Raw genomic sequence first — 18,444 nt, forward strand, 5'->3', positions numbered from 1 at the left:
GGTTGGATATGGAAGCAACTTCGGGAATGCCGCGGCCGGAACTTTTGCAGGTCGCAGATGCCGTTGCCCGTGAAAAGGGCATTGATCGTGATGAAGTTCTTGGTGCAATGGAACAGGCCATCCAGAAGGCCGGTCGTTCCAGATATGGCCATGAGCATGACATCCGTGCCCATATCGACCGTAAAACCGGTGAAATCAAACTGGCCCGTTTCATTGAGGTCACGGACGATATTGAAAACGACTTCACCCAGATGTCGCTGGAACAGGCGCGTATTCGCGACGAAAATATCCAGCTTGGTGAGTTTCTGATTGATCCGCTGCCGCCGATCGATTTCGGACGTATTGCCGCGCAGACCGCAAAACAGGTCATCGTGCAGAAAGTCCGTGACGCGGAACGTGAACGTCAGTTCGAAGAATATAAAGACCGTGCCGGTGAAGTGATCAACGGCGTCGTCAAACGCGTCGAATTCGGTAACGTTCTGGTCGATATGGGTCGGGCGGAAGCCATTCTGCGCCGTGAAGAACTGATCCCGCGTGAAACCGTCCGTCAGGGAGATCGCGTTCGTGCGCTGATCCTTGATGTGCGTCGTGAACAGCGTGGTCCGCAAATCTTCCTGTCGCGTACCCATCCGACTTTCATGGCAAAACTGTTTGCCCAGGAAGTGCCGGAAATCTACGACGGCATTATTGAAATCAAATCGGTTGCCCGTGACCCGGGTTCGCGCGCCAAGATTTCGGTTCAGTCGTCCGACAATTCCATTGATCCCGTCGGGGCATGTGTCGGTATGCGTGGTTCGCGCGTTCAGGCCGTTGTCGGCGAACTTCAGGGTGAGAAAATCGACATCATCCAGTGGTCGGAAGACCCGGCAACCTTTGTTGTGAACGCATTGGCTCCGGCCGAGGTCACCAAGGTTGTTCTTGATGAAGAAACCAACCGTATCGAAGTTGTCGTTCCCGATGATCAGCTGAGCCTTGCCATTGGTCGTCGTGGCCAGAATGTGCGTCTGGCATCGCAGCTGACCGGATGGGATATCGATATCCTGACCGAGGAAGACGAAAGCGAACGTCGCCAGGAAGAAGCCCGTAAACGGGCGGAAATGTTCATCAAGGCACTTGATGTTGATGAAGTCATTGCCCATCTTCTTGTCGCCGAAGGCTTTACCTCGATCGAGGAAGTTGGTTACGTGCCGCTGGCCGAACTGGCAGAGATCGAAGGTTTTGAAGAAGAAATTGCCGAAGAGCTGCGCACCCGCGCACGCACCTTCCTTGCCGAAGAAGCCGAACGTCTTCAGAAGCGCCGCGAAGAGCTCAAGGTTGCCGATGACCTCGTCGAGTTTGGCGGACTGTCGCTGGCCGTTGTTGTTCGCCTTGGCGAGAATGACGTCAAAACCCTTGAAGACTTCGCAGATCTCGCAAGTGACGAGCTGATCGAATATGTCGGTGATGCAGACAACATGACCATGGACCAGGCCAATGACCTGATCATGGATGCACGTCGTCAGCTTGGCTGGTTCGAAGGGCTTGAAGAAGAAGTTTCCGAGGATGCCAAAGAAGGCGAAGAAGCCTGAGGGCTGATCGGAGGACGCCATGTCGCACCGTAAAGGCGGCAAGGTAGCCGAGGTTCCGGAACGCCGGTGTATCGTCACCGGCGAAGTCCGGCCCAAGGAAGACCTTCTCAGGGTTGTGATCGGACCGGATGACACGGTCGTTCCCGATCTTGAGGAACGGTTGCCCGGACGGGGATTATGGTTGTGCCCGTCGCGGGATGTGATAAATACCGCCTGTGCAAAAAATGCCTTTGCCAAGGCGGCGCGGCAAAAAGTCGTGATTGACCCTGCGCTGGCAGACCGGATCGAGAAGCTTTTGCTTCAGAAAAGCCTTGATCTGCTGTCGCTTGCGCGCAGAGCCGGTCAGGCGGTTGCTGGCTACGAAAAAGTCCGGGCCCAGATTGATGAGGGCGCGGCAATGATATTGGCAGCCCGAGATGGTGCTGCGGACGGAAAATCCAAGATCGAGGCGAAGGCCCGGGATCTGCCGATTTATACCGTTCTGGATGCTGCCGAGATTGGCGCGGCCTTTGGTCGCGAGAAAGCAGTACATGTGGCTGTTGCGCCGGGTGGACTGGCAAAGCAGTTAAGTCGTTCGCTTGGACGGCTAGAAGGATTTCGCGCGGTCTGAAGGCAGGCTTGCGCAGAACGGACAGGACAGGACAGGCAAAGGATGCCGGTCCCGCAGGAAATGAGGAAGTTGGACGGATTATGAGTGATCGCGATCAGGAGAAGAAACCGCTGAGCCTCAACAGATCGAAACTTGAACTGAGCAAGACGGTCGAGGCTGGGCAGGTACGTCAGAGCTTCTCGCATGGACGGTCCAAATCTGTGACTGTCGAAGTGCGCAAGAAGCGGACTTTCGAAAAGAACGAATCCGGCCGCTTCCGTGAAGTGAAAAAGGATGCGGTTGCTGAACAGCAGCAGCAACCTGCCGCACCGGCACCGGCTGCCAAACCTGAGCCGGTTGCCAAACCTGAGCCGGTTGAAGACCATAGCAATCTGACCGATAGCGAGCGCGCAGCCCGTATGGCCGCCCTGAAAGCAGCCGAAGAGCGCCGTAAGCAGGAAGAAGCCGACGCAGCTGTACGTGCCGCCGAGGAAAGCAAACGCAAGGCAGAAGAAGCCGAACGTCGCAAACAGGAAGAAGCTGAGGCAGCAAAAGCTGCTGCGGCAGAAGCTCCTGTGCTTGAAAAGGAAGCCCCGGTTTCTGTTGAAGAAGTCGAAAAGGCCCTTGAAGCATCGACCGCCAAAGGCAAATCCAAGCCGAAACCCGCTGCTGTTGCGAAAAAACAGGAAGAAATCATTCCTGGTGAACCGGCAGAGCCGCTGGTTCCGGAAGAACGCCGTCGTGCTGACCCGTCCACCGTCAAGCCGAAAAGCCGCAAGGAACTGGACGAGGAAGAAGCCCGTAGTGCAGCCGCACGCAAACGCGCCGAAGAGGAAGCTCTTGGCCGTGCCGCACGCACGAAAGGCGACGAAGGCCGTCGTCGTGGCAAGCTTTCGATCAACAATGCGATGACCGGTGACGAAGGTGGCCGTCGTCGTTCGATGGCCTCGATCAAGCGTCAGCAGGCAAAAGCCAAGGCCCGTATGCAGGGTCAGCAGAAGCCGAAAGAGAAAATCGTACGTGATGTTATTGTTCCGGACGCGATTACCGTTCAGGAACTCGCCAACCGTATGGCCGAACGTGCTGCCGACGTGATCAAGTGCCTGATGGGCCTTGGTGTTATGGCAACCATCAACCAGAGCCTTGATCCCGATACCGCACAGCTGGTTGTCGAGGAATTCGGCCACAAGATGAAACGCGTTTCGGATGCCGACGTTGAAGAAGCGCTGGTCACTGCAGACGACAACGAAGATCAGCTGATCGGTCGTCCGCCGGTAGTGACCGTCATGGGTCACGTTGACCATGGTAAAACCTCGTTGCTGGATGCCCTGCGCAAAACTGACGTTGTCAGTGGTGAAGCCGGTGGCATCACCCAGCATATCGGTGCCTATCAGGTGACGATGGAAACCGGTTCGAAGATCACCTTCATCGATACACCGGGCCACGCCGCATTCACCGAGATGCGTTCGCGCGGTGCCAAGGTTACCGACATCGTCGTTCTGGTTGTTGCTGCTGACGACTCGGTCATGCCGCAGACGATCGAAGCCATCAGCCATGCAAAAGCGGCTGGCGTGCCGATGATCATTGCGATCAACAAGATCGACAAGCAGGGCGCAAACCCGACCAAGGTTAAAACCGAACTGCTTCAGCACGAAGTCGTCGTCGAGGAAATGGGTGGTGAAGTTCAGTGTATTGAAGTTTCGGCAAAACAGGGTCTTGGCCTGACCGAACTTGAAGAAGCCATTCTGCTGCAGGCTGAGGTTCTTGACCTTAAAGCCAACCCGGCACGTGTTGCTGACGGTGTGGTCGTTGAAGCCCGTATGGAAAAAGGCCGCGGCCCGGTTGCCACGGTTCTGGTTCAGCGCGGTACGCTTAAAAACGGTGATATCTTTGTCACGGGTGCCGAATGGGGTCGCGTTCGTGCGCTGGTCAACGACCATGGCGTTCGTATCGAAGAAGCCATTCCGGGCATGCCGGTCGAAGTAACCGGTCTGAACGGCGTGCCGTCGGCTGGTGATGACTTTGTCGTTGTCGAAAACGAAGCCAAAGCCCGCGAGATTTCCGATTATCGTCAGCGTCGCATCCGCGAAACGCAGGCTGCCGCGATGAAGAAATCGGCACTCGAGAACATGTTCTCGAGCTCGGGCGAGGTCAAAGAATTGCCGATCCTTATCAAAGGTGACGTACAGGGTTCTGTCGAAGCGCTTATCGGTACCCTGCAGAAGCTGGGTAACGAGGAAGTCAGTGTCCGTGTCCTGCATAGTGGCGTTGGCGGAATCAACGAATCCGATGTCACGCTGGCGCGTGCGTCGAATGCGCTGATCATCGGCTTTAACGTTCGTGCCAACCAGCAGGCTCGCGAACAGTCCCGTCGCGATAATGTCGACATTCGCTATTACTCGATCATCTATGATGTTGCAGACGACATCAAAAAGATGCTGTCGGGCATGCTGTCGCCGGAAGTCCGCGAGAAGTTCCTGGGTTACGCGGAAATCCGCGATATCTTCACCATCTCGGGCAACAAGATTGCCGGTTGTATGGTTACCGAAGGTACCGTCAAGCGTGGTGCGGGTGTTCGCCTGCTTCGCGACAACGTCGTGATCCATTCGGGCGAGCTGTCCACACTGCGTCGCTTCAAGGATGAAGTAAAAGAAGTCCGCGAGGGCTATGAATGTGGCATGTCATTCGCCAAATATAATGACCTGCAGGTCGGCGATATGATCGAGTGCTTCGAGCAGGAGGAAATCGCCGTCGAACTTTAAGACGGTGGATTGACGATATGGCGAAGCAACCGGCCAAAGCACCAAGTCAGCGACAGTTGCGCGTGGCGGAGGAAATCCGCCAGGCCCTGTCGCAGGCACTTGAGCGCGGAGATATTTACGACCCGGACCTGACCCGGCGCCCGGTAACCATTACCGGTGTCAGTCTTAGCCCGGATATGCGCAATGCCATGGTATCCTTTACGCCGCTTGGCGGGGGCGAGGCGGAAACCTCGCTCAAGGCGCTGACGCGTCAGAAGGGCCATTTGCGTACCCATGTGGCGCGTACGGTTCACATGAAATACGTACCGGCATTGCGTTTTGTTGAAGACAAAAGTTTCGATGTCGCCGACCATATCGGTGCCCTCCTGCGTGACCCGCATGTTGCACAGGATCTTGCGGCGGACGGGTCGGAGGACCATGAGAATGAGGACGACTGATGGCGCGTCGGCGTCGCGGTAGAAGCATCAATGGCTGGCTGGCGGTCGACAAGCCCCTGGAAATCACGTCTTCGACGGTGGTCAATCAGGTACGTCGGCTGCTTGATGCGGCAAAGGCCGGTCACGGCGGGACACTCGATCCATTGGCGAGTGGTGTCCTGCCTATTGCATTTGGTGAGGCGACAAAAACGGTTGCCTATGTCATGGATGGAAGCAAAAGTTATCGTGTGACGCTGAAGTTCGGCGAAGCACGCAGCACCGACGATGCCGAGGGCGAAGTTACTGCCACCTCGGATCATCGTCCGGATGCAGACGAGATAAAGGCCGTGCTGGGTGAGTTTATTGGCGAAATTCAGCAGGTGCCGCCAAAGTTTTCGGCGATCAAGGTCAATGGCAAGCGTGCCTATGATCTTGCGCGTCGCGATGAAGACGTGGTGCTTAAACCGCGTCCGATTCTGATCAAGGATCTTCGACTGGTCGATATGCCGGATCGCGATCATGCCGTTCTCGAAGTTGTTTCGGGCAAAGGGGCATATATGCGGTCTTTGGCGCGCGATATCGCGCTACGCCTTGGTTCTGTCGGCCATATATCCGCCCTTCGCCGGACATCGGCGGGGCCGTTTCCTGAAACGAGTTCCATTCCGCTTGCGGAATTGCTCGAAATGGATCCGGATGCGGTGTTGGAGAAATTGCTTCCGGTCGAGACCGCGCTGGACGACATCCCGGCGCTGGCCCTGACCGAAGTCGAGGCGCAGCGGCTATCGAGTGGACAACCTGTCGGGTTGTTACCGGTGGCAAAACGCAGTGCCCTCGAAAACCCCGTCGTGCAGGACGATATCGTCTGCGCCATGCTCCATGACCGCGCGGTTGCGTTGGCGGAGATCAGTGGCGGCGAAATCCGGCCTGTACGTGTTTTTAATCTCTAAAGGCGAAAGGATGCCTGATGTCGATTACTGCTGAACGCAAAGCTGAGCTGATCAAAGAATACGCTCAGAAAGACGGTGACACCGGTTCCCCCGAAGTCCAGGTTGCAATCCTGACCGAGCGGATCAAGAACCTGACCGAACACATGAAAGAACATAACCACGACTTCCACAGCCGTCGTGGTCTTCTCATGATGGTTGGCCAGCGCCGTCGTCTGCTGAAGTACCTGCAGCGCAAAGACCAGTCGCGTTACGAGACCGTTATCGAACGCCTCGGTATTCGCCGCTGATATCGAACTGCGGCGGAGGTGGTTGATCCCCTCCGCCGTCGTTTTTTTAATGTCCCGAGCGGATCGGGAAACACGGGGAAGCAGGGTCGGATGGGCCGACCTCTTTGCTTGGTCCGGACCCATTAATTATGCAGCTTTTATGAAAGCCTCATAATTAATGTGTTCGGAACTCGTGTAAGACTATCCGGGTCCGCTGAAGGTTTGTAAGAGGAAGAGAAAATAATGTTTAATGTCGTCCGCAAGGAAATGCAGTGGGGCAATGCCAAGCTGGTTCTCGAAACCGGCAAGGTCGCGCGCCAGGCCGATGGTGCCGTCATGGTCACCTATGGCGAGACCGTTGTGCTTTGTACCGCTGTTGGCGCGAAATCACCGCGCCCGGATATCGACTTTTTCCCGCTGACCGTGAACTACCAGGAAAAGGCATTCGCTGCCGGTAAGATCCCGGGTGGTTTCTTCAAGCGTGAAGGCCGTCCTTCGGAAAAGGAAACCCTGGTTTCGCGTTTGATTGACCGTCCGATCCGTCCGCTGTTCCACCCGCTGTATCGCAACGAAACCCAGATCGTTTGTACCGTTCTGTCGCATGACATGGAAAACGATCCGGACGTGGTTGCCATGATCGGCGCATCTGCTGCGCTGACCATTTCCGGTCTGCCGTTCCTCGGCCCGATCGGTGCCGCACGCGTCGGTTACAAAGATGGCGAATATATCCTGAACCCGGCGACCGAATCGGTTAAGGAAAGCGACCTTGACCTGGTTGTTGCCGGTACCCGTGACGGTGTGATGATGGTTGAATCCGAAGCCAGCGAGCTTTCGGAAGAAATCATGCTTGGTGCCGTTAAATTCGGTCACGAGCAGTTCCAGCCGGTTCTCGATCTGATCATTTCGCTGGCCGAAGATGCTGCGAAAGAGCCGCGCGATATAGCAGAACTGCCGGAAGGCTATGATGCACTGGTCGAAAAAGTTGCTGCCCTTGGCACCGATGGCCTGACCAAGGCATACAGCCATGTCGTCAAGCAGGAGCGTTCGGCTGCTGTTTCCGACGCCAAAGCTGCCATTGCCGAGAAACTGGCTGAAGAAGAAGTCGCCGATGCCCTGAAAGGCAAAGTTTCGTCGATCATCAAGGATTTGGAAAAAGACATCGTCCGCGGTGCCATCCTGAAGACAGGCAAACGTATCGATGGCCGTACCGGTGCCGACGTTCGCCCGATCCTTGGTGAAGTTTCGGTTCTGCCGCGCGCACACGGTTCCGCGATCTTTACCCGTGGTGAAACCCAGGCACTTGCCGTTGCCACCCTTGGCACCGGTCAGGACGAGCAGATCGTCGATGCGCTGGACGGTGAATACCGTGAAAACTTCATGCTGCACTACAACTTCCCGCCTTACTCGGTCGGTGAAGCTGGCCGCATGGGTTCGCCGGGCCGTCGTGAAATCGGTCATGGTAAACTGGCATGGCGTGCCCTGCACCCGCTCATGCCGGGCAAGGATGCGTTCCCTTACACCATCCGTATCGTTTCCGAAGTCACCGAATCGAATGGTTCGTCCTCGATGGCGACTGTTTGTGCAACCTCGCTTGCAATGATGGATGCCGGTGTTCCGCTGGCACGTCCGGTTGCCGGTATTGCCATGGGTCTGATCAAGGAAGGCGATGATTTCGCCGTTCTGTCCGACATCATGGGTGATGAAGATCACCTTGGCGATATGGACTTCAAGGTTGCCGGTACCGAAAACGGTATCACCTCGCTTCAGATGGATATCAAGATCACCTCGGTGACCCCGGATATCATGCAGATCGCACTGGGCCAGGCCCGCGACGGCCGTCTGCACATCCTTGGCGAAATGTCCAAAGCGCTTCCGGAAGCACGTGGTGAAGTTTCGGGTAATGCACCGACCATCACCCAGTTCTCGATCCCGCGTGACAAGATCCGTGACGTTATCGGTTCGGGCGGCAAGGTCATTCGTGAAATCTGCGAAGAAACCGGTGCCAAGGTTGATATCGAAGACGATGGTTCGATCACTGTTGCACATACCGACGGTGCAAAAGGCAAACAGGCTGTCGATTGGATCAAATCGATCGTTGCGGAACCTGAATTGAACCATATCTATGATGGTAAGGTTGTTAAGGCTGTCGATTTTGGCGCATTCGTCAATTTCTTTGGCGCGCGCGACGGTCTGGTCCACATTTCCGAACTGGCGCAGGAACGCGTCAAGCAGGTTTCGGATATCGTCAAGGAAGGCGATGCGGTCAAGGTCAAGGTCATTGGCTTTGATGATCGCGGCAAGATCAAATTGTCGATGAAACGCGTTGACCAGGAAACCGGTGCCGATCTCGAAGCCGGCGACGCTGAATAATCCGATCTGATAGACCGGACGGCGATAACAACAACACGCCGTCCGGTTTTCCAAATGCGATGCCGGGGCATCGCTGGCGATGAAAAGCCGAATGGGAGAGACGAATTTGAAAGCCCTTAAACCGCTCGTCATGTCGGGAAAAGAGGTCTTGCCACTGATTGAAGGTGGCAAAGGTATCGCTGTTTCGACGGGTAAAAGTTCCGGCGCGTGGGCAGCTGCTGGTGGCATCGGGACGTTTTCCGCCGTCAATGCCGATTCTTATGACGAAAATGGCAATCTGGTTCCGGTCGAATATGCCGGAAAAACCCGTGGTGAGCGCCATCAGGAACTGATCGCCTATGGCATCCGCGGCGGTATCGCCCAGGCACAGATCGCACATGAAATGCGCGGCGGCGAGGGTCGCCTGCATATGAACGTTCTGTGGGAAATGGGCGGTGCGGAAGAAATTCTGCGTGGCGTGCTTGAGGGGACCAAGGGTCTTGTCCATGGGGTGACCTGTGGCGCGGGCATGCCTTACAAGGTATCGCAGATCGCAGCCCAGTATGGCGTGCATTATTACCCGATCGTATCTTCTGCGCGTGCGTTCCGTGCCTTGTGGCTGCGGTCGTACAAGAACACCCCAGAATGGCTTGGTGGTGTGGTCTATGAAGATCCGTGGCGCGCTGGCGGTCACAACGGTCTTTCGAATTCCGAAGACCCGCTGGTGCCCGAAGATCCGTTCCCGCGTGTTGCAGCCCTTCGCGAATACATGAATTCGGTCGGTCTGAACGACGTTCCGATCATTATGGCTGGTGGCGTCTGGTTCCTGCGTGACTATGAAGACTGGCTCGACAATCCGGAAGTCGCCCCGGTGGCCTTCCAGTTCGGGACCCGTCCGCTTCTGACCAAGGAAAGCGAGATTTCCGAAGAATGGAAAAACCGTTTGCTGACGCTGCAGGACGGCGACGTCTCGCTGCATAAATTCAGCCCGACCGGTTTTTACAGCTCGGCTGTTCGCAACGACTTCCTTGAAGATCTGCATCAGCGTTCCGATCGTCAGGTCCGTTATTCGCGTACCGCAGAAGCCGACCTGCATGTCGGCATTCCGCTGGGCCGTCGCGGTCGTCCGATCTATGTCCGCGAAGATGACGCCGACAAGGTTCGGGCATGGCTTGATGCCGGTTATACCGAAGGCATGCCGACACCCGACGAAACCATGGTGTTTGTCACGCCTGACAGTGCGCTTACGATCAAGAAAGACCAGATCGACTGCATGGGTTGCCTGTCGCAGTGCCAGTTCTCGAACTGGGAACAGCATAGCGGTACTACCGGCAAACGTGCCGATCCGCGTTCGTTCTGCATTCAGAAAACGCTTCAGAACATTGCGCATGGCGCGATGGTTGAAAACGAACTGATGTTTGCCGGTCACAATGCCTATAAATTTGGTGAAGACCCGTTCTACACCAATGGCTTTGTCCCGACTGTCAAAGAGCTGGTCGACCGGATCGCCACAGGCGATTAAGCCAAATGCCGGTCCTGCATGGATCGAAATCAGAAAAAGGGGCCGGTTTTCGGCCCCTTTTTTAATGACTTGCCGATGAAACAGCATCGAAAATTGGGATGATTGGAGTTGATCAAAATCAAAGAAAGGCGCGTCTTGGTTCCCTAATATACGCTTGGATTTGATCGGGAACCGGGAATTGACCGGTCCTGAAAAGCGTATGAAGGGACAATTTCATGACGACGAACCCGCGTCCTTACACCCATGCCCTGAACCGTCTGAAAGAGGCCGGTTTGCGTCCGACCCGCCAGCGTCTGGCATTGGCCCGTCTGCTGTTTGATAACGGCCATCGGCACATCACCGCCGAACAGCTTCATTCCGAAGCTATGAGCCAGAATATCAAGGTATCACTGGCGACCGTTTACAACACGCTTCATCAGTTTACCGAAGCGGCACTTCTGAACGAGATCGTGATCGATTCCGGTCGATCCTATTTCGATACGAACACGGCCCCGCATTACCATTTCTATTGCGAGGAAGACGGCATGCTGAGCGATATACCGGCCGAAGCGGTTCAGCTTGCGCGTGTTCCCAATATGCCGCGCGGTACCGAACTGGCATCGGTTGATCTGGTGTTTCGTTTGCGTCGCCAATCGGCACGCAGTGCCGCCTGATTGCTGTATCGGACAGTGATGTGTCCCAATTGTAGCGGCGCGGTGACAACGAAATGACGGGTCGATGAAAACCGCCTGAAATGGCGCAAAACGTCCCTTCAGTGCTTGACGGGCAGGGTTTTCAAGACAAATACAGAGGCGACGGTCCCGTCTGGAACTGTCGCTCTTTTTTTGCCCATGTGTGTGACAGCAACACCGCAAATTTCAGACTTCAACGACAAATAAGGAAGCCCGTAATGGTGCTCAAGGGAACACGGACCGAGGAACTTCTCCGTGCGGCATTTGCCGCCGAGGCCCAGGTCAATCGCCGTTATCTCTATTTTGCGCAACAGGCCGATATCGAAGGCTATCCTGAAATAGCCGAGATGTTCCGTGCAACGGCCGAGGCCGAAACCGGCCACGCATTTGGTCATCTCGAATTTCTCGAACAGGTCGGGGATCCCGTGACCGGGCAGCCGATCGGTAACACCCGGCTTAATCTTGAAGCTGCATTTGCCGACGAACAGAACGATGCCAAATCGCGTTATCCCGAAATGGCCCGTATCGCCCGCCAAGAGGGTTTTAATGATATCGCCGACTGGTTCGAAAGCCTGTCGCGGGTCGAAGATGCCCACGCTTCGCGGATGGAACGCGCACTGGCATCTTTTGGCACTGTTTCCGAACCGGTGGAATAAGATTGAAGACAATTCGACGATGCTTTTACAAATATAGCGCGGTTCTGGTGTTTTTGGCGGTAATGACACCCATTGCCGCCATGGCACAATCCTTGGAGCTTGACGATATTCTGACCGAGGCCGGGCGTCTTGAACCCCTGCAGGCGGTGATGGTCGCTCACCGTGGCGAGGTGATCGCACGGCGGGGCTATCACGGCAGTTCCCCCGATCAGTCGACCAATATCAAATCCGCATCGAAATCGATTATCTCGGCATTGGTTGGCATCGCAATTGAACGGGGTGTTTTAATCGGCACCGATCAGAAAATCGCCCCCTTGCTGCGTGATCAGTTGCCAGCCGATCCTGACCCGCGGTTGTCTGAAATTACCATCGGGCACCTTTTGTCGATGCAGGCCGGTCTTGGGCGGACATCGGGGCAGTATTACGGCCAGTGGGTCGCGCAATCAAACTGGGTGCGTGCAGCCCTTGCCCGTCCTTTTGCTGACGATCCGGACGGAGATATGCTGTATTCAACCGGTTCAAGCCACCTGCTATCGGCCATCCTGACCCGTGAAACCGGAAAAACCACACTGGAACTGGCGCGTGAATGGCTGGGGCCGCTGAATGGTTTTGCCATTACGGCCTGGGATCGCGATCCGCAGGGAATTTATTTTGGCGGTAACCAGATGGCGATGAGCACCACATCCCTTCTGGCTTTTGGCGAACTTTATCGCAATGGCGGGCGTGCTCCGGACGGGACACAGATCATCACGCAGGACTGGATTGATCAAAGCTGGCAGCACCGGACAAATTCGCGTTTTACCGGTGATGAATACGGGTATGGCTGGTTCATGCGCGATATTGCCGGGCAGGATGTCATCTATGCCTGGGGATATGGCGGGCAGATGCTTTACATCGTTCCCGCACTTGAATTGACCGTGGCGATGACATCGGACGAAACCAAACCGTCGGCGCGTACTGGTTACCGTGACCGGTTGCATGGTTTGATGGCCGATATCATTGACCGCGTCGCGGCAGAGACAAGCTGAACGAATTCAGCCTGCCTGATTGGATGATTATTGCCAGTTATTGGGCGGCGATGCGTTCCGCCGGATATTCGGCAACCGTGCCGGGGGTCAATGGGCCGCGCAGGACAATATGGGGATGACCAAGCGAATTGTGTTCGACATGCCCGTCAACCTGATAAACGTCGCGAAGCAGATCACGGTCAATAACCTTGGCGCATTCGCCAAATGCCACCATACGGCCATTGCGGATTGCCATGGCGTGATCGCAATATTGCAGGGCATGGTTAAGGTCGTGAATGGCGATCAGGACAATCATTTTTTGGCGCTTGGCGATATCGCGCATGAAGGACAGGACCTCCATCTGGCGATGCAGATCGAGGGCCGAGGTCGGCTCGTCCATCAGCAGGATTTCGGGTTCACGCACCAGCGTCTGGGCAATGGCAACAAGCTGCCGCTGACCACCGCTAAGCTCGCCCAGATTGCGCGCGGCCAGATCGGAAATTCGAAGGGCGGCCAGAATATCATCAATCCGAGCCAGTTCTTCGGCCTGAACGCGTAGTGACGATCCCTGCTTGGCGGCCAGAATAACCGACTCATATACTGAAAGAACGGCGTTCGAGCCGGTATCCTGTGGCATGTAGCAAATCGTGTTGCGGCTATAATTCGCCGTTTCGACATGCACTTTGCCGCCACCCTTGGCAAGACCGGCAACGCGTTTGAACAGGCTTGATTTTCCTGCTGCGTTCGGCCCGATGACGGCAATCACGTCGCCACCTGTCAGAACCGGCGTACTGACACCGGAAACCACATGGGTACGGCCGTAGCGGGTGCCAAGGTCTTCAAGACGAAGTGTTGTTACCATGATTTCCTCCGGCTTGCGAAAATCAGCGAGAAGAAGAACGGCACGCCGACAAGCGCGGTAATTACCCCAATGGGCAGGATCGCGCCGGGGATCAGAAGTTTTGACAGAACCGACGTTGCCGACAGGATCAACGCCCCGCATAGTACCGATGCCGGCAGGAAGAAACGCTGATCCTCACCGACCAGCATACGGGCGATATGCGGCCCGACCAGACCGATGAAACCGATGGTCCCGACAAACGAAACCGGGATTGCCGCCAGCATACTGACCAGCAACATGGTTTTGAGCCGCAGCGACTGGACATTCACCCCGAAACTTTCCGCCTTGGCATCGCCTAACCGAAGGGCGGTCAGTGCCCAGGCCTGACGGGTAAACAGCGGCAGGGCGATGGCAACGGCAATGGCCGTGATGGCAACCTTGGACCAGGTTGCCTTGACCAGACTGCCCATCGTCCAGAACACAACTGCGGCCAATGCCTGTTCGCTGGCAAGATATTGCAGCAGGGCCAGAAGCGCGTTGAAGGTAAAGACCAGCGCAATCCCCAAAAGGACGATGGTTTCAACCGTAACACCGCGCATGCGGCTGAAAAAATGAATGATCAGCGCGGTTCCCATTGCCATGACAAAGGCATTGATCGGGATGATGAATTCGACAAAGGCAGGCAGGATCGCAACGCCAAGAACCAGCGCCAGAGCAGCGCCAAAACCGGCTGCGGCCGAAATGCCTAACGTAAAGGGGCTGGCAAGCGGGTTGGCAAGGATGGTCTGCATCTGGGCGCCTGCGGTCGAAAGGGCGGCACCGACGGTCAGCGCCATCAGGGCGACAGGCATGCGGATTTCCCAGATCACGACGCGCAACTGATCGCTGGCATCCGATGGGTTTAATAAGGCAAAGATCACGTCAGACAGCGGATAATTGGCCGGTCCGGTTGCCAGATCGACAGCAAAGGACAGGAACAGCGCAATCGTCATGCCGGTAAGGATCAGGACACGACGCAGGGAGCGCGCCTTGTAATACGCGCTCCCTGCCGGAATGGTGGTTTGATCGGAGATCATGGAAATCAGTTCTGATCGCTAACGGAAACGAAATAACCCGGCTGATACGGCGTTGACAGGAACCGCTCATGCAGTTCGCGGAACGATGCCTCCGGGTCGATATCGGCAAACAGATCCGGATGCAGCCATTTTGCCATCTGTTCGATAACCACGAACTGATAGGGGCTGTTATAGAACTGGTGCCAGACCGCATGAATTTTACCGTTTTCAACGGCTTTGATGCCGGTGAATGCCGGGCGGTTCATAAGGTTTTCAAGCTTGCGATGAGCTTCTTTCATGTCTGCATTCGGGCCGAGTCCGACCCATGCACCACCCGGTGAATAGGCTTCCCAGCTTGCGCCGGTTGCAATGACCTGATCGGGGTTTGATGCAACAACCTGTTCGGGGTTGATCGTACCGAAGGTGCCCGGAATGATTGTTGCAGCGATGTTGGTACCACCGGCAATCTCAACCATTTTCCCAAAGTTTTCATTGCCAAATGACATGCAGCATTCATCGGAAAAACCGGCTGCGCGTTCGATGAAAACGTCAGGTTTGGCTGGATTGGTCTTAGCAAGGCGATCGGTCACAATGGCGATTTTATCGTTGCGGAATTTGATGAATTCCTCGGCACGGTCCTGTTCACCGGTGATGGTGCCCAGGATGCGCATGCTGGTATCGGTGTTTTCAATCGGGCGTTCGCGGAAATCGATATAAACCAGCGGAATGCCGACCGCTGCCAGCTTTTCGTCAAGGGCCGCGTCTTCGGTGGCTCCCTTGGCTTCAAGGTTCATCACGATGACGTCTGGTTTCAGGGCGATGGCCTGTTCGATATCGAATGTGCCATCCTTGATCCCGCCGAAGGTCGGCAGATCATTAATGGACGGGTATTTGGCGGCATAGATGTCATAGGTCTGCGGATCGGCCTTTTTCAGGTCATCGCGCCAGCCAACGACTCGCTTGAACGGTTCTGCGCTATCAAGCGTTGCAAGGCCGTAAATCAGGCGGCCTTCACCAAGAATAAGCTTTTCTGCCGGAACCTTGACCGAAACTTCACGCCCGGCCACATCGGTGATCGTGACGGTTTCTGCTGCGTGGACGGTCCCCGCGACCATCAACGCAACCGCAGCAATAGCGCCAAAAAATTTCATTCCCGTACCCTTGTTTAGGATTGCCTGACCGCGGCATTATCATTTAATGAGAATGCAAATCAATACTTTTCGCATTAATTGATTTTTTTATGGATTGGATGGTATTTGTGCCGATATCTGTCGGTGTGCGGTTCCCGCAAGATCGCGCAAATTTTTCGCAGATATGGGCCATTGGGGGACGACCGGACGATGACAACGCATTCAAGCAATTTCAATCTGCGTGACGAGATCAAGGAATACTGGTCCATGCGCGCGGCAACGTTCGACGAACAGCCCGGGCACGAGATTTTCTCAGATCAGGAACGTCTGGCGTGGCACGACCTGTTTCGTCGTCATCTGGGCGACGGGACTGGCAAACGTGCGCTTGACCTTGCCAGTGGTACCGGGGTTATCAGCCATTTGATGCATGATCTGGGGTTCGAGGTTACCGGGCTTGATTGGTCCGAAGCGATGCTGGAAAAGGCGCGGGCCAAATCGAAACTGCGTCAGTCCAATATCCGGTTCATCCTTGGCGATGCGGAAAACACGCTTGAAGACGATAACAGCTATGACGTCATCGTCACACGGCATCTGGTCTGGACTCTGGTGGATCCGGCGGCGGCCTTTGCTGAATGGTTCCGGGTTTTGAAACCGGGGGGCAAGCTTCTGGTGGTGGATGGTGATTTCGTCTCGCCCACCTGGATCAGTAAGCTAAACAAGGCGATGACGGGGTTCCTGCAATCCATCGGGTTGAAACGCGATGTTGCCGAAATCCCGCAGCTCAAGACCCATCGCGATATTCTTGCGCGCGTTCATTTTTCCCAGGGTGCCCGTGCTGACGAAGTGACATCAATGCTGAAAACCGCCGGGTTCGACCCGGTGATGGCCGATTTCAACATGCGCCAGATTCACCGCGCCCAGTCAAAGCATCTTACGCTTGCCAAGGGTCTGGAACGTGGTGCCCAGCATCGTTACGCCATCTGCGCGACCAAGCCTTAAAAGGCCACTTGGGCCGGTTATGAGCGGCCTGAAAACAAGGCGATGTCGCTGCGCATCGGGGTCCAGACGATAATCTCGCGCGGGATCGCAAGAAGCCCCGGCAAACTGTCCCAGAAGGCCTGCCGATAGGGACGGTGCATCTGTACTTCCATCAAATCTTCCAGATCGGTCCATGTTTCATACAGCATGAAACGGTTGGGTTCGTCCGGATGATGATGCAGGAAGGCATTGATGAATGTTGCCTCATAGCGCATCGCATCCAGAACCGGGTGAAGCAGGGCAAGAAAGTCATCTTCCCTGCCCGGTTTGATGGTCAGGATAACGGTGCCGGCAATCGGGCCTGTTTCGGTGTTAACGGTTGCATTCATGATCTCGGCCTTCGGTCTGATTTCGATATTGACCGGGGTAGGTTATGACAGGCCGGGAAGCAAAACGATTACCTGACAGGTAATGAGCCTAATCAAGTTTGATGCTGATTTCGGTTTTGACCGAATTGGCAAGGAAGCAGGCCTCGTGGGCGGCGTGATGCAGTTCGGCCTCAATCTCTGCCGTCGGGGCTGTGCTGGCATAGGTGACCTTGGGGCAAAGTTCGACTTTGGTGACCACTGTTTTGCCGTCCTGCATTTCCATGACGCCGGTTGCAGCATCGACATAGCTGTCGACAATGATTTTCCGGCGCGATGCGAAATCAAGGAAGAACAGCATGTGGCAGCTTGAAAGGGCGGCGACATAGGCTTCTTCGGGATCGACATTTTCGGCGACGGAATAGGGTAGCGGCACGACATGGGGGGATGACGATGCGGGGACTTCGACCCCGCCGTCAAACCGCCAAAGATGACCGCGGCTATACCGGCGGTCGGCAAAGTTTGCGCCGTCGCGTTGCCATCTGACTTCTGCGCCGAAACTGCTCATTGCGGGGCTCCATTTTCGGGGTGCTCGACAAGTTGTCGTGAGGTGATGCCGATGTGTTTTTCAATGATTTCAACGGCCTTGCTAACATCGCCAAGGTTACATACGGCCAGCAGGTCATTATGTTCTTCGTAAAACGCTTTGCGTGCCTGTGATCCCGGGGGCTGCCGGTGATAGGAGCGGCGGGCTTCGCGGCGCAATTCGTCAATCATCTGTAACAGGCGACCATTGCCACACGGGGCATACAGGGTCCGGTGAAAAGCGATATCGAGCTCCTCGATGATCGCAGGGTCTTCTTCTTCAAAAAGATCGTCGTTCAAACGGATCGCCTTGCGCAGGTCGCGTTGTGTCAGATGCGGGATCGACAGGATAAGGGCGGTTGATTCCAGCGAAATGCGGATTTGCGACAGTTCGCGGGCCTCGTTGGCACTTAAGCCGTTTACCGCGAGGCTGCGGTCGGATCGTTTGGTTAGCAACCCGTTTGCCAGCAACCGTTCCAGCGCCTGACGTACCGGTTGGCGACTGACACCGAACCGTTCGGCCAGCCGTTCCTGTTTCAGGATTGTGCCGGGCGAAAGGGTACCGTTTTCGATTTCGCTTTGAAGCGTTTCAGTGATTTTATTTGGATCCATGGATCCAAAATCATGCAAATTTGCCGAAGAGTCAAGCGGGTTCCGTTGGCGTGAATTCACCCGAAATTTGATGCGTCAGCATCGTAAATCCCGGGCGCATTTTATTTGTATGAGGATTTAACCTG

The 18,444-nt window shown here is 55.6% G+C and carries 18 protein-coding genes; 12 read left to right on the top strand and 6 right to left on the bottom strand.

The features are described 5' to 3' along the window. Window positions 1–8 precede the first annotated feature (8 nt). The 11 genes from nusA to R1T41_RS08160 all read left to right on the top strand — a co-directional run bounded on the left by nusA (window position 9) and on the right by R1T41_RS08160 (window position 12,774). Entirely contained in the window at window positions 9–1,568 is a 1,560-nt protein-coding gene (nusA, locus tag R1T41_RS08110) for a transcription termination factor NusA (protein ID WP_317341141.1), read from the top strand. A gap of 19 nt (window positions 1,569–1,587) precedes the next feature. After that, window positions 1,588–2,178: an RNA-binding protein gene (locus R1T41_RS08115; RefSeq protein WP_062949892.1), complete on the top strand. Its 591-nt coding sequence runs from the start codon at window positions 1,588–1,590 to the stop codon at window positions 2,176–2,178. Window positions 2,179–2,258: 80 nt separating this feature from the next. After that, window positions 2,259–4,919 carry a translation initiation factor IF-2 gene (gene infB / locus R1T41_RS08120; protein WP_062949891.1) on the top strand — a complete coding sequence of 887 codons (2,661 nt, stop codon included), beginning with the start codon at window positions 2,259–2,261 and terminating at the stop codon, window positions 4,917–4,919. 17 nt (window positions 4,920–4,936) lie between these two features. After that, the gene (gene rbfA, locus R1T41_RS08125; protein WP_317341144.1) at window positions 4,937–5,356 is read left to right on the top strand and encodes a 30S ribosome-binding factor RbfA; all 420 of its coding nucleotides are present in this window, start codon (window positions 4,937–4,939) and stop codon (window positions 5,354–5,356) included. Then, on the top strand, window positions 5,356–6,282 hold the full coding sequence (gene truB, locus R1T41_RS08130; RefSeq protein ID WP_062949887.1) for a tRNA pseudouridine(55) synthase TruB: 927 nt from the start codon (window positions 5,356–5,358) through the stop codon (window positions 6,280–6,282). The genes rbfA and truB overlap by 1 nt, the downstream gene beginning before the upstream one ends. A gap of 17 nt (window positions 6,283–6,299) precedes the next feature. After that, window positions 6,300–6,569, top strand: coding sequence for a 30S ribosomal protein S15 (gene rpsO, locus R1T41_RS08135; protein ID WP_007088414.1), 270 nt, complete (start codon window positions 6,300–6,302; stop codon window positions 6,567–6,569). 222 nt (window positions 6,570–6,791) lie between these two features. Continuing rightward, a complete protein-coding gene (pnp, locus tag R1T41_RS08140; RefSeq protein WP_062949885.1) occupies window positions 6,792–8,918 on the top strand; it encodes a polyribonucleotide nucleotidyltransferase in 2,127 nt (708 codons plus the stop codon). Between the two features lie 106 nt (window positions 8,919–9,024). Beyond that, window positions 9,025–10,419, top strand: coding sequence for an NAD(P)H-dependent flavin oxidoreductase (locus R1T41_RS08145; RefSeq protein ID WP_062949883.1), 1,395 nt, complete (start codon window positions 9,025–9,027; stop codon window positions 10,417–10,419). Window positions 10,420–10,634: 215 nt separating this feature from the next. Next, window positions 10,635–11,072, top strand: coding sequence for an iron response transcriptional regulator IrrA (gene irrA / locus R1T41_RS08150; protein ID WP_062949881.1), 438 nt, complete (start codon window positions 10,635–10,637; stop codon window positions 11,070–11,072). A 236-nt stretch (window positions 11,073–11,308) separates the two neighbouring features. Then, window positions 11,309–11,746 (top strand): rubrerythrin family protein, encoded by a 438-nt coding sequence (locus R1T41_RS08155; protein ID WP_317341149.1) that lies wholly within the window; start codon window positions 11,309–11,311, stop codon window positions 11,744–11,746. A gap of 62 nt (window positions 11,747–11,808) precedes the next feature. Next, window positions 11,809–12,774: a serine hydrolase gene (locus R1T41_RS08160; protein WP_317341151.1), complete on the top strand. Its 966-nt coding sequence runs from the start codon at window positions 11,809–11,811 to the stop codon at window positions 12,772–12,774. A 37-nt stretch (window positions 12,775–12,811) separates the two neighbouring features. Here R1T41_RS08160 and R1T41_RS08165 read toward each other — a convergent pair whose 3' ends face one another. Genes R1T41_RS08165 through R1T41_RS08175 form a run of 3 tightly spaced genes read right to left on the bottom strand, consistent with a single transcriptional unit; the run spans window position 12,812 to window position 15,800 of the window. Further along, window positions 12,812–13,615 (bottom strand): ABC transporter ATP-binding protein, encoded by an 804-nt coding sequence (locus R1T41_RS08165; RefSeq protein ID WP_114120890.1) that lies wholly within the window; start codon window positions 13,613–13,615, stop codon window positions 12,812–12,814. Then, on the bottom strand, window positions 13,609–14,670 hold the full coding sequence (locus R1T41_RS08170; RefSeq protein WP_317341152.1) for an iron ABC transporter permease: 1,062 nt from the start codon (window positions 14,668–14,670) through the stop codon (window positions 13,609–13,611). Before R1T41_RS08170 ends, R1T41_RS08165 begins: the two co-directional genes overlap by 7 nt. A gap of 5 nt (window positions 14,671–14,675) precedes the next feature. Continuing rightward, window positions 14,676–15,800: an ABC transporter substrate-binding protein gene (locus R1T41_RS08175; RefSeq protein WP_114120891.1), complete on the bottom strand. Its 1,125-nt coding sequence runs from the start codon at window positions 15,798–15,800 to the stop codon at window positions 14,676–14,678. A 189-nt stretch (window positions 15,801–15,989) separates the two neighbouring features. Between R1T41_RS08175 and R1T41_RS08180 the strand changes: the two genes are divergently transcribed. After that, the gene (locus R1T41_RS08180; RefSeq protein ID WP_114109195.1) at window positions 15,990–16,778 is read left to right on the top strand and encodes a class I SAM-dependent methyltransferase; all 789 of its coding nucleotides are present in this window, start codon (window positions 15,990–15,992) and stop codon (window positions 16,776–16,778) included. Between the two features lie 17 nt (window positions 16,779–16,795). Here R1T41_RS08180 and R1T41_RS08185 read toward each other — a convergent pair whose 3' ends face one another. The 3 genes from R1T41_RS08185 to R1T41_RS08195 all read right to left on the bottom strand — a co-directional run bounded on the left by R1T41_RS08185 (window position 16,796) and on the right by R1T41_RS08195 (window position 18,319). Beyond that, window positions 16,796–17,146 carry a putative quinol monooxygenase gene (locus R1T41_RS08185; protein ID WP_317341155.1) on the bottom strand — a complete coding sequence of 117 codons (351 nt, stop codon included), beginning with the start codon at window positions 17,144–17,146 and terminating at the stop codon, window positions 16,796–16,798. 88 nt (window positions 17,147–17,234) lie between these two features. Beyond that, window positions 17,235–17,690, bottom strand: a complete 456-nt coding sequence (locus R1T41_RS08190; protein ID WP_317341157.1) for an OsmC family protein — start codon at window positions 17,688–17,690, stop codon at window positions 17,235–17,237. Continuing rightward, window positions 17,687–18,319 carry a GntR family transcriptional regulator gene (locus R1T41_RS08195; RefSeq protein WP_317341159.1) on the bottom strand — a complete coding sequence of 211 codons (633 nt, stop codon included), beginning with the start codon at window positions 18,317–18,319 and terminating at the stop codon, window positions 17,687–17,689. Before R1T41_RS08195 ends, R1T41_RS08190 begins: the two co-directional genes overlap by 4 nt. Window positions 18,320–18,444: the final 125 nt, after the last annotated feature.

This window comes from Thalassospira lucentensis, assembly GCF_032921865.1.
In the GTDB taxonomy this organism is placed as follows: domain Bacteria; phylum Pseudomonadota; class Alphaproteobacteria; order Rhodospirillales; family Thalassospiraceae; genus Thalassospira; species Thalassospira lucentensis_A.

Excerpts from the sequence above, each read along its gene's own strand:
- R1T41_RS08155 (WP_317341149.1), top strand. The coding sequence starts at position 11,309 with ATGGTGCTCAAGGGAACACGGACCGAGGAACTTCTCCGTGCGGCATTT.
- R1T41_RS08175 (WP_114120891.1), bottom strand. The coding sequence starts at position 15,800 with ATGAAATTTTTTGGCGCTATTGCTGCGGTTGCGTTGATGGTCGCGGGG.
- R1T41_RS08170 (WP_317341152.1), bottom strand. The coding sequence starts at position 14,670 with ATGATCTCCGATCAAACCACCATTCCGGCAGGGAGCGCGTATTACAAG.
- nusA (WP_317341141.1), top strand. The coding sequence starts at position 9 with ATGGAAGCAACTTCGGGAATGCCGCGGCCGGAACTTTTGCAGGTCGCA.
- pnp (WP_062949885.1), top strand. The coding sequence starts at position 6,792 with ATGTTTAATGTCGTCCGCAAGGAAATGCAGTGGGGCAATGCCAAGCTG.
- rbfA (WP_317341144.1), top strand. The coding sequence starts at position 4,937 with ATGGCGAAGCAACCGGCCAAAGCACCAAGTCAGCGACAGTTGCGCGTG.
- R1T41_RS08180 (WP_114109195.1), top strand. The coding sequence starts at position 15,990 with ATGACAACGCATTCAAGCAATTTCAATCTGCGTGACGAGATCAAGGAA.
- irrA (WP_062949881.1), top strand. The coding sequence starts at position 10,635 with ATGACGACGAACCCGCGTCCTTACACCCATGCCCTGAACCGTCTGAAA.
- rpsO (WP_007088414.1), top strand. The coding sequence starts at position 6,300 with ATGTCGATTACTGCTGAACGCAAAGCTGAGCTGATCAAAGAATACGCT.
- R1T41_RS08185 (WP_317341155.1), bottom strand. The coding sequence starts at position 17,146 with ATGAATGCAACCGTTAACACCGAAACAGGCCCGATTGCCGGCACCGTT.
- truB (WP_062949887.1), top strand. The coding sequence starts at position 5,356 with ATGGCGCGTCGGCGTCGCGGTAGAAGCATCAATGGCTGGCTGGCGGTC.
- R1T41_RS08190 (WP_317341157.1), bottom strand. The coding sequence starts at position 17,690 with ATGAGCAGTTTCGGCGCAGAAGTCAGATGGCAACGCGACGGCGCAAAC.
- infB (WP_062949891.1), top strand. The coding sequence starts at position 2,259 with ATGAGTGATCGCGATCAGGAGAAGAAACCGCTGAGCCTCAACAGATCG.
- R1T41_RS08165 (WP_114120890.1), bottom strand. The coding sequence starts at position 13,615 with ATGGTAACAACACTTCGTCTTGAAGACCTTGGCACCCGCTACGGCCGT.
- R1T41_RS08195 (WP_317341159.1), bottom strand. The coding sequence starts at position 18,319 with ATGGATCCAAATAAAATCACTGAAACGCTTCAAAGCGAAATCGAAAAC.
- R1T41_RS08115 (WP_062949892.1), top strand. The coding sequence starts at position 1,588 with ATGTCGCACCGTAAAGGCGGCAAGGTAGCCGAGGTTCCGGAACGCCGG.
- R1T41_RS08160 (WP_317341151.1), top strand. The coding sequence starts at position 11,809 with ATGACACCCATTGCCGCCATGGCACAATCCTTGGAGCTTGACGATATT.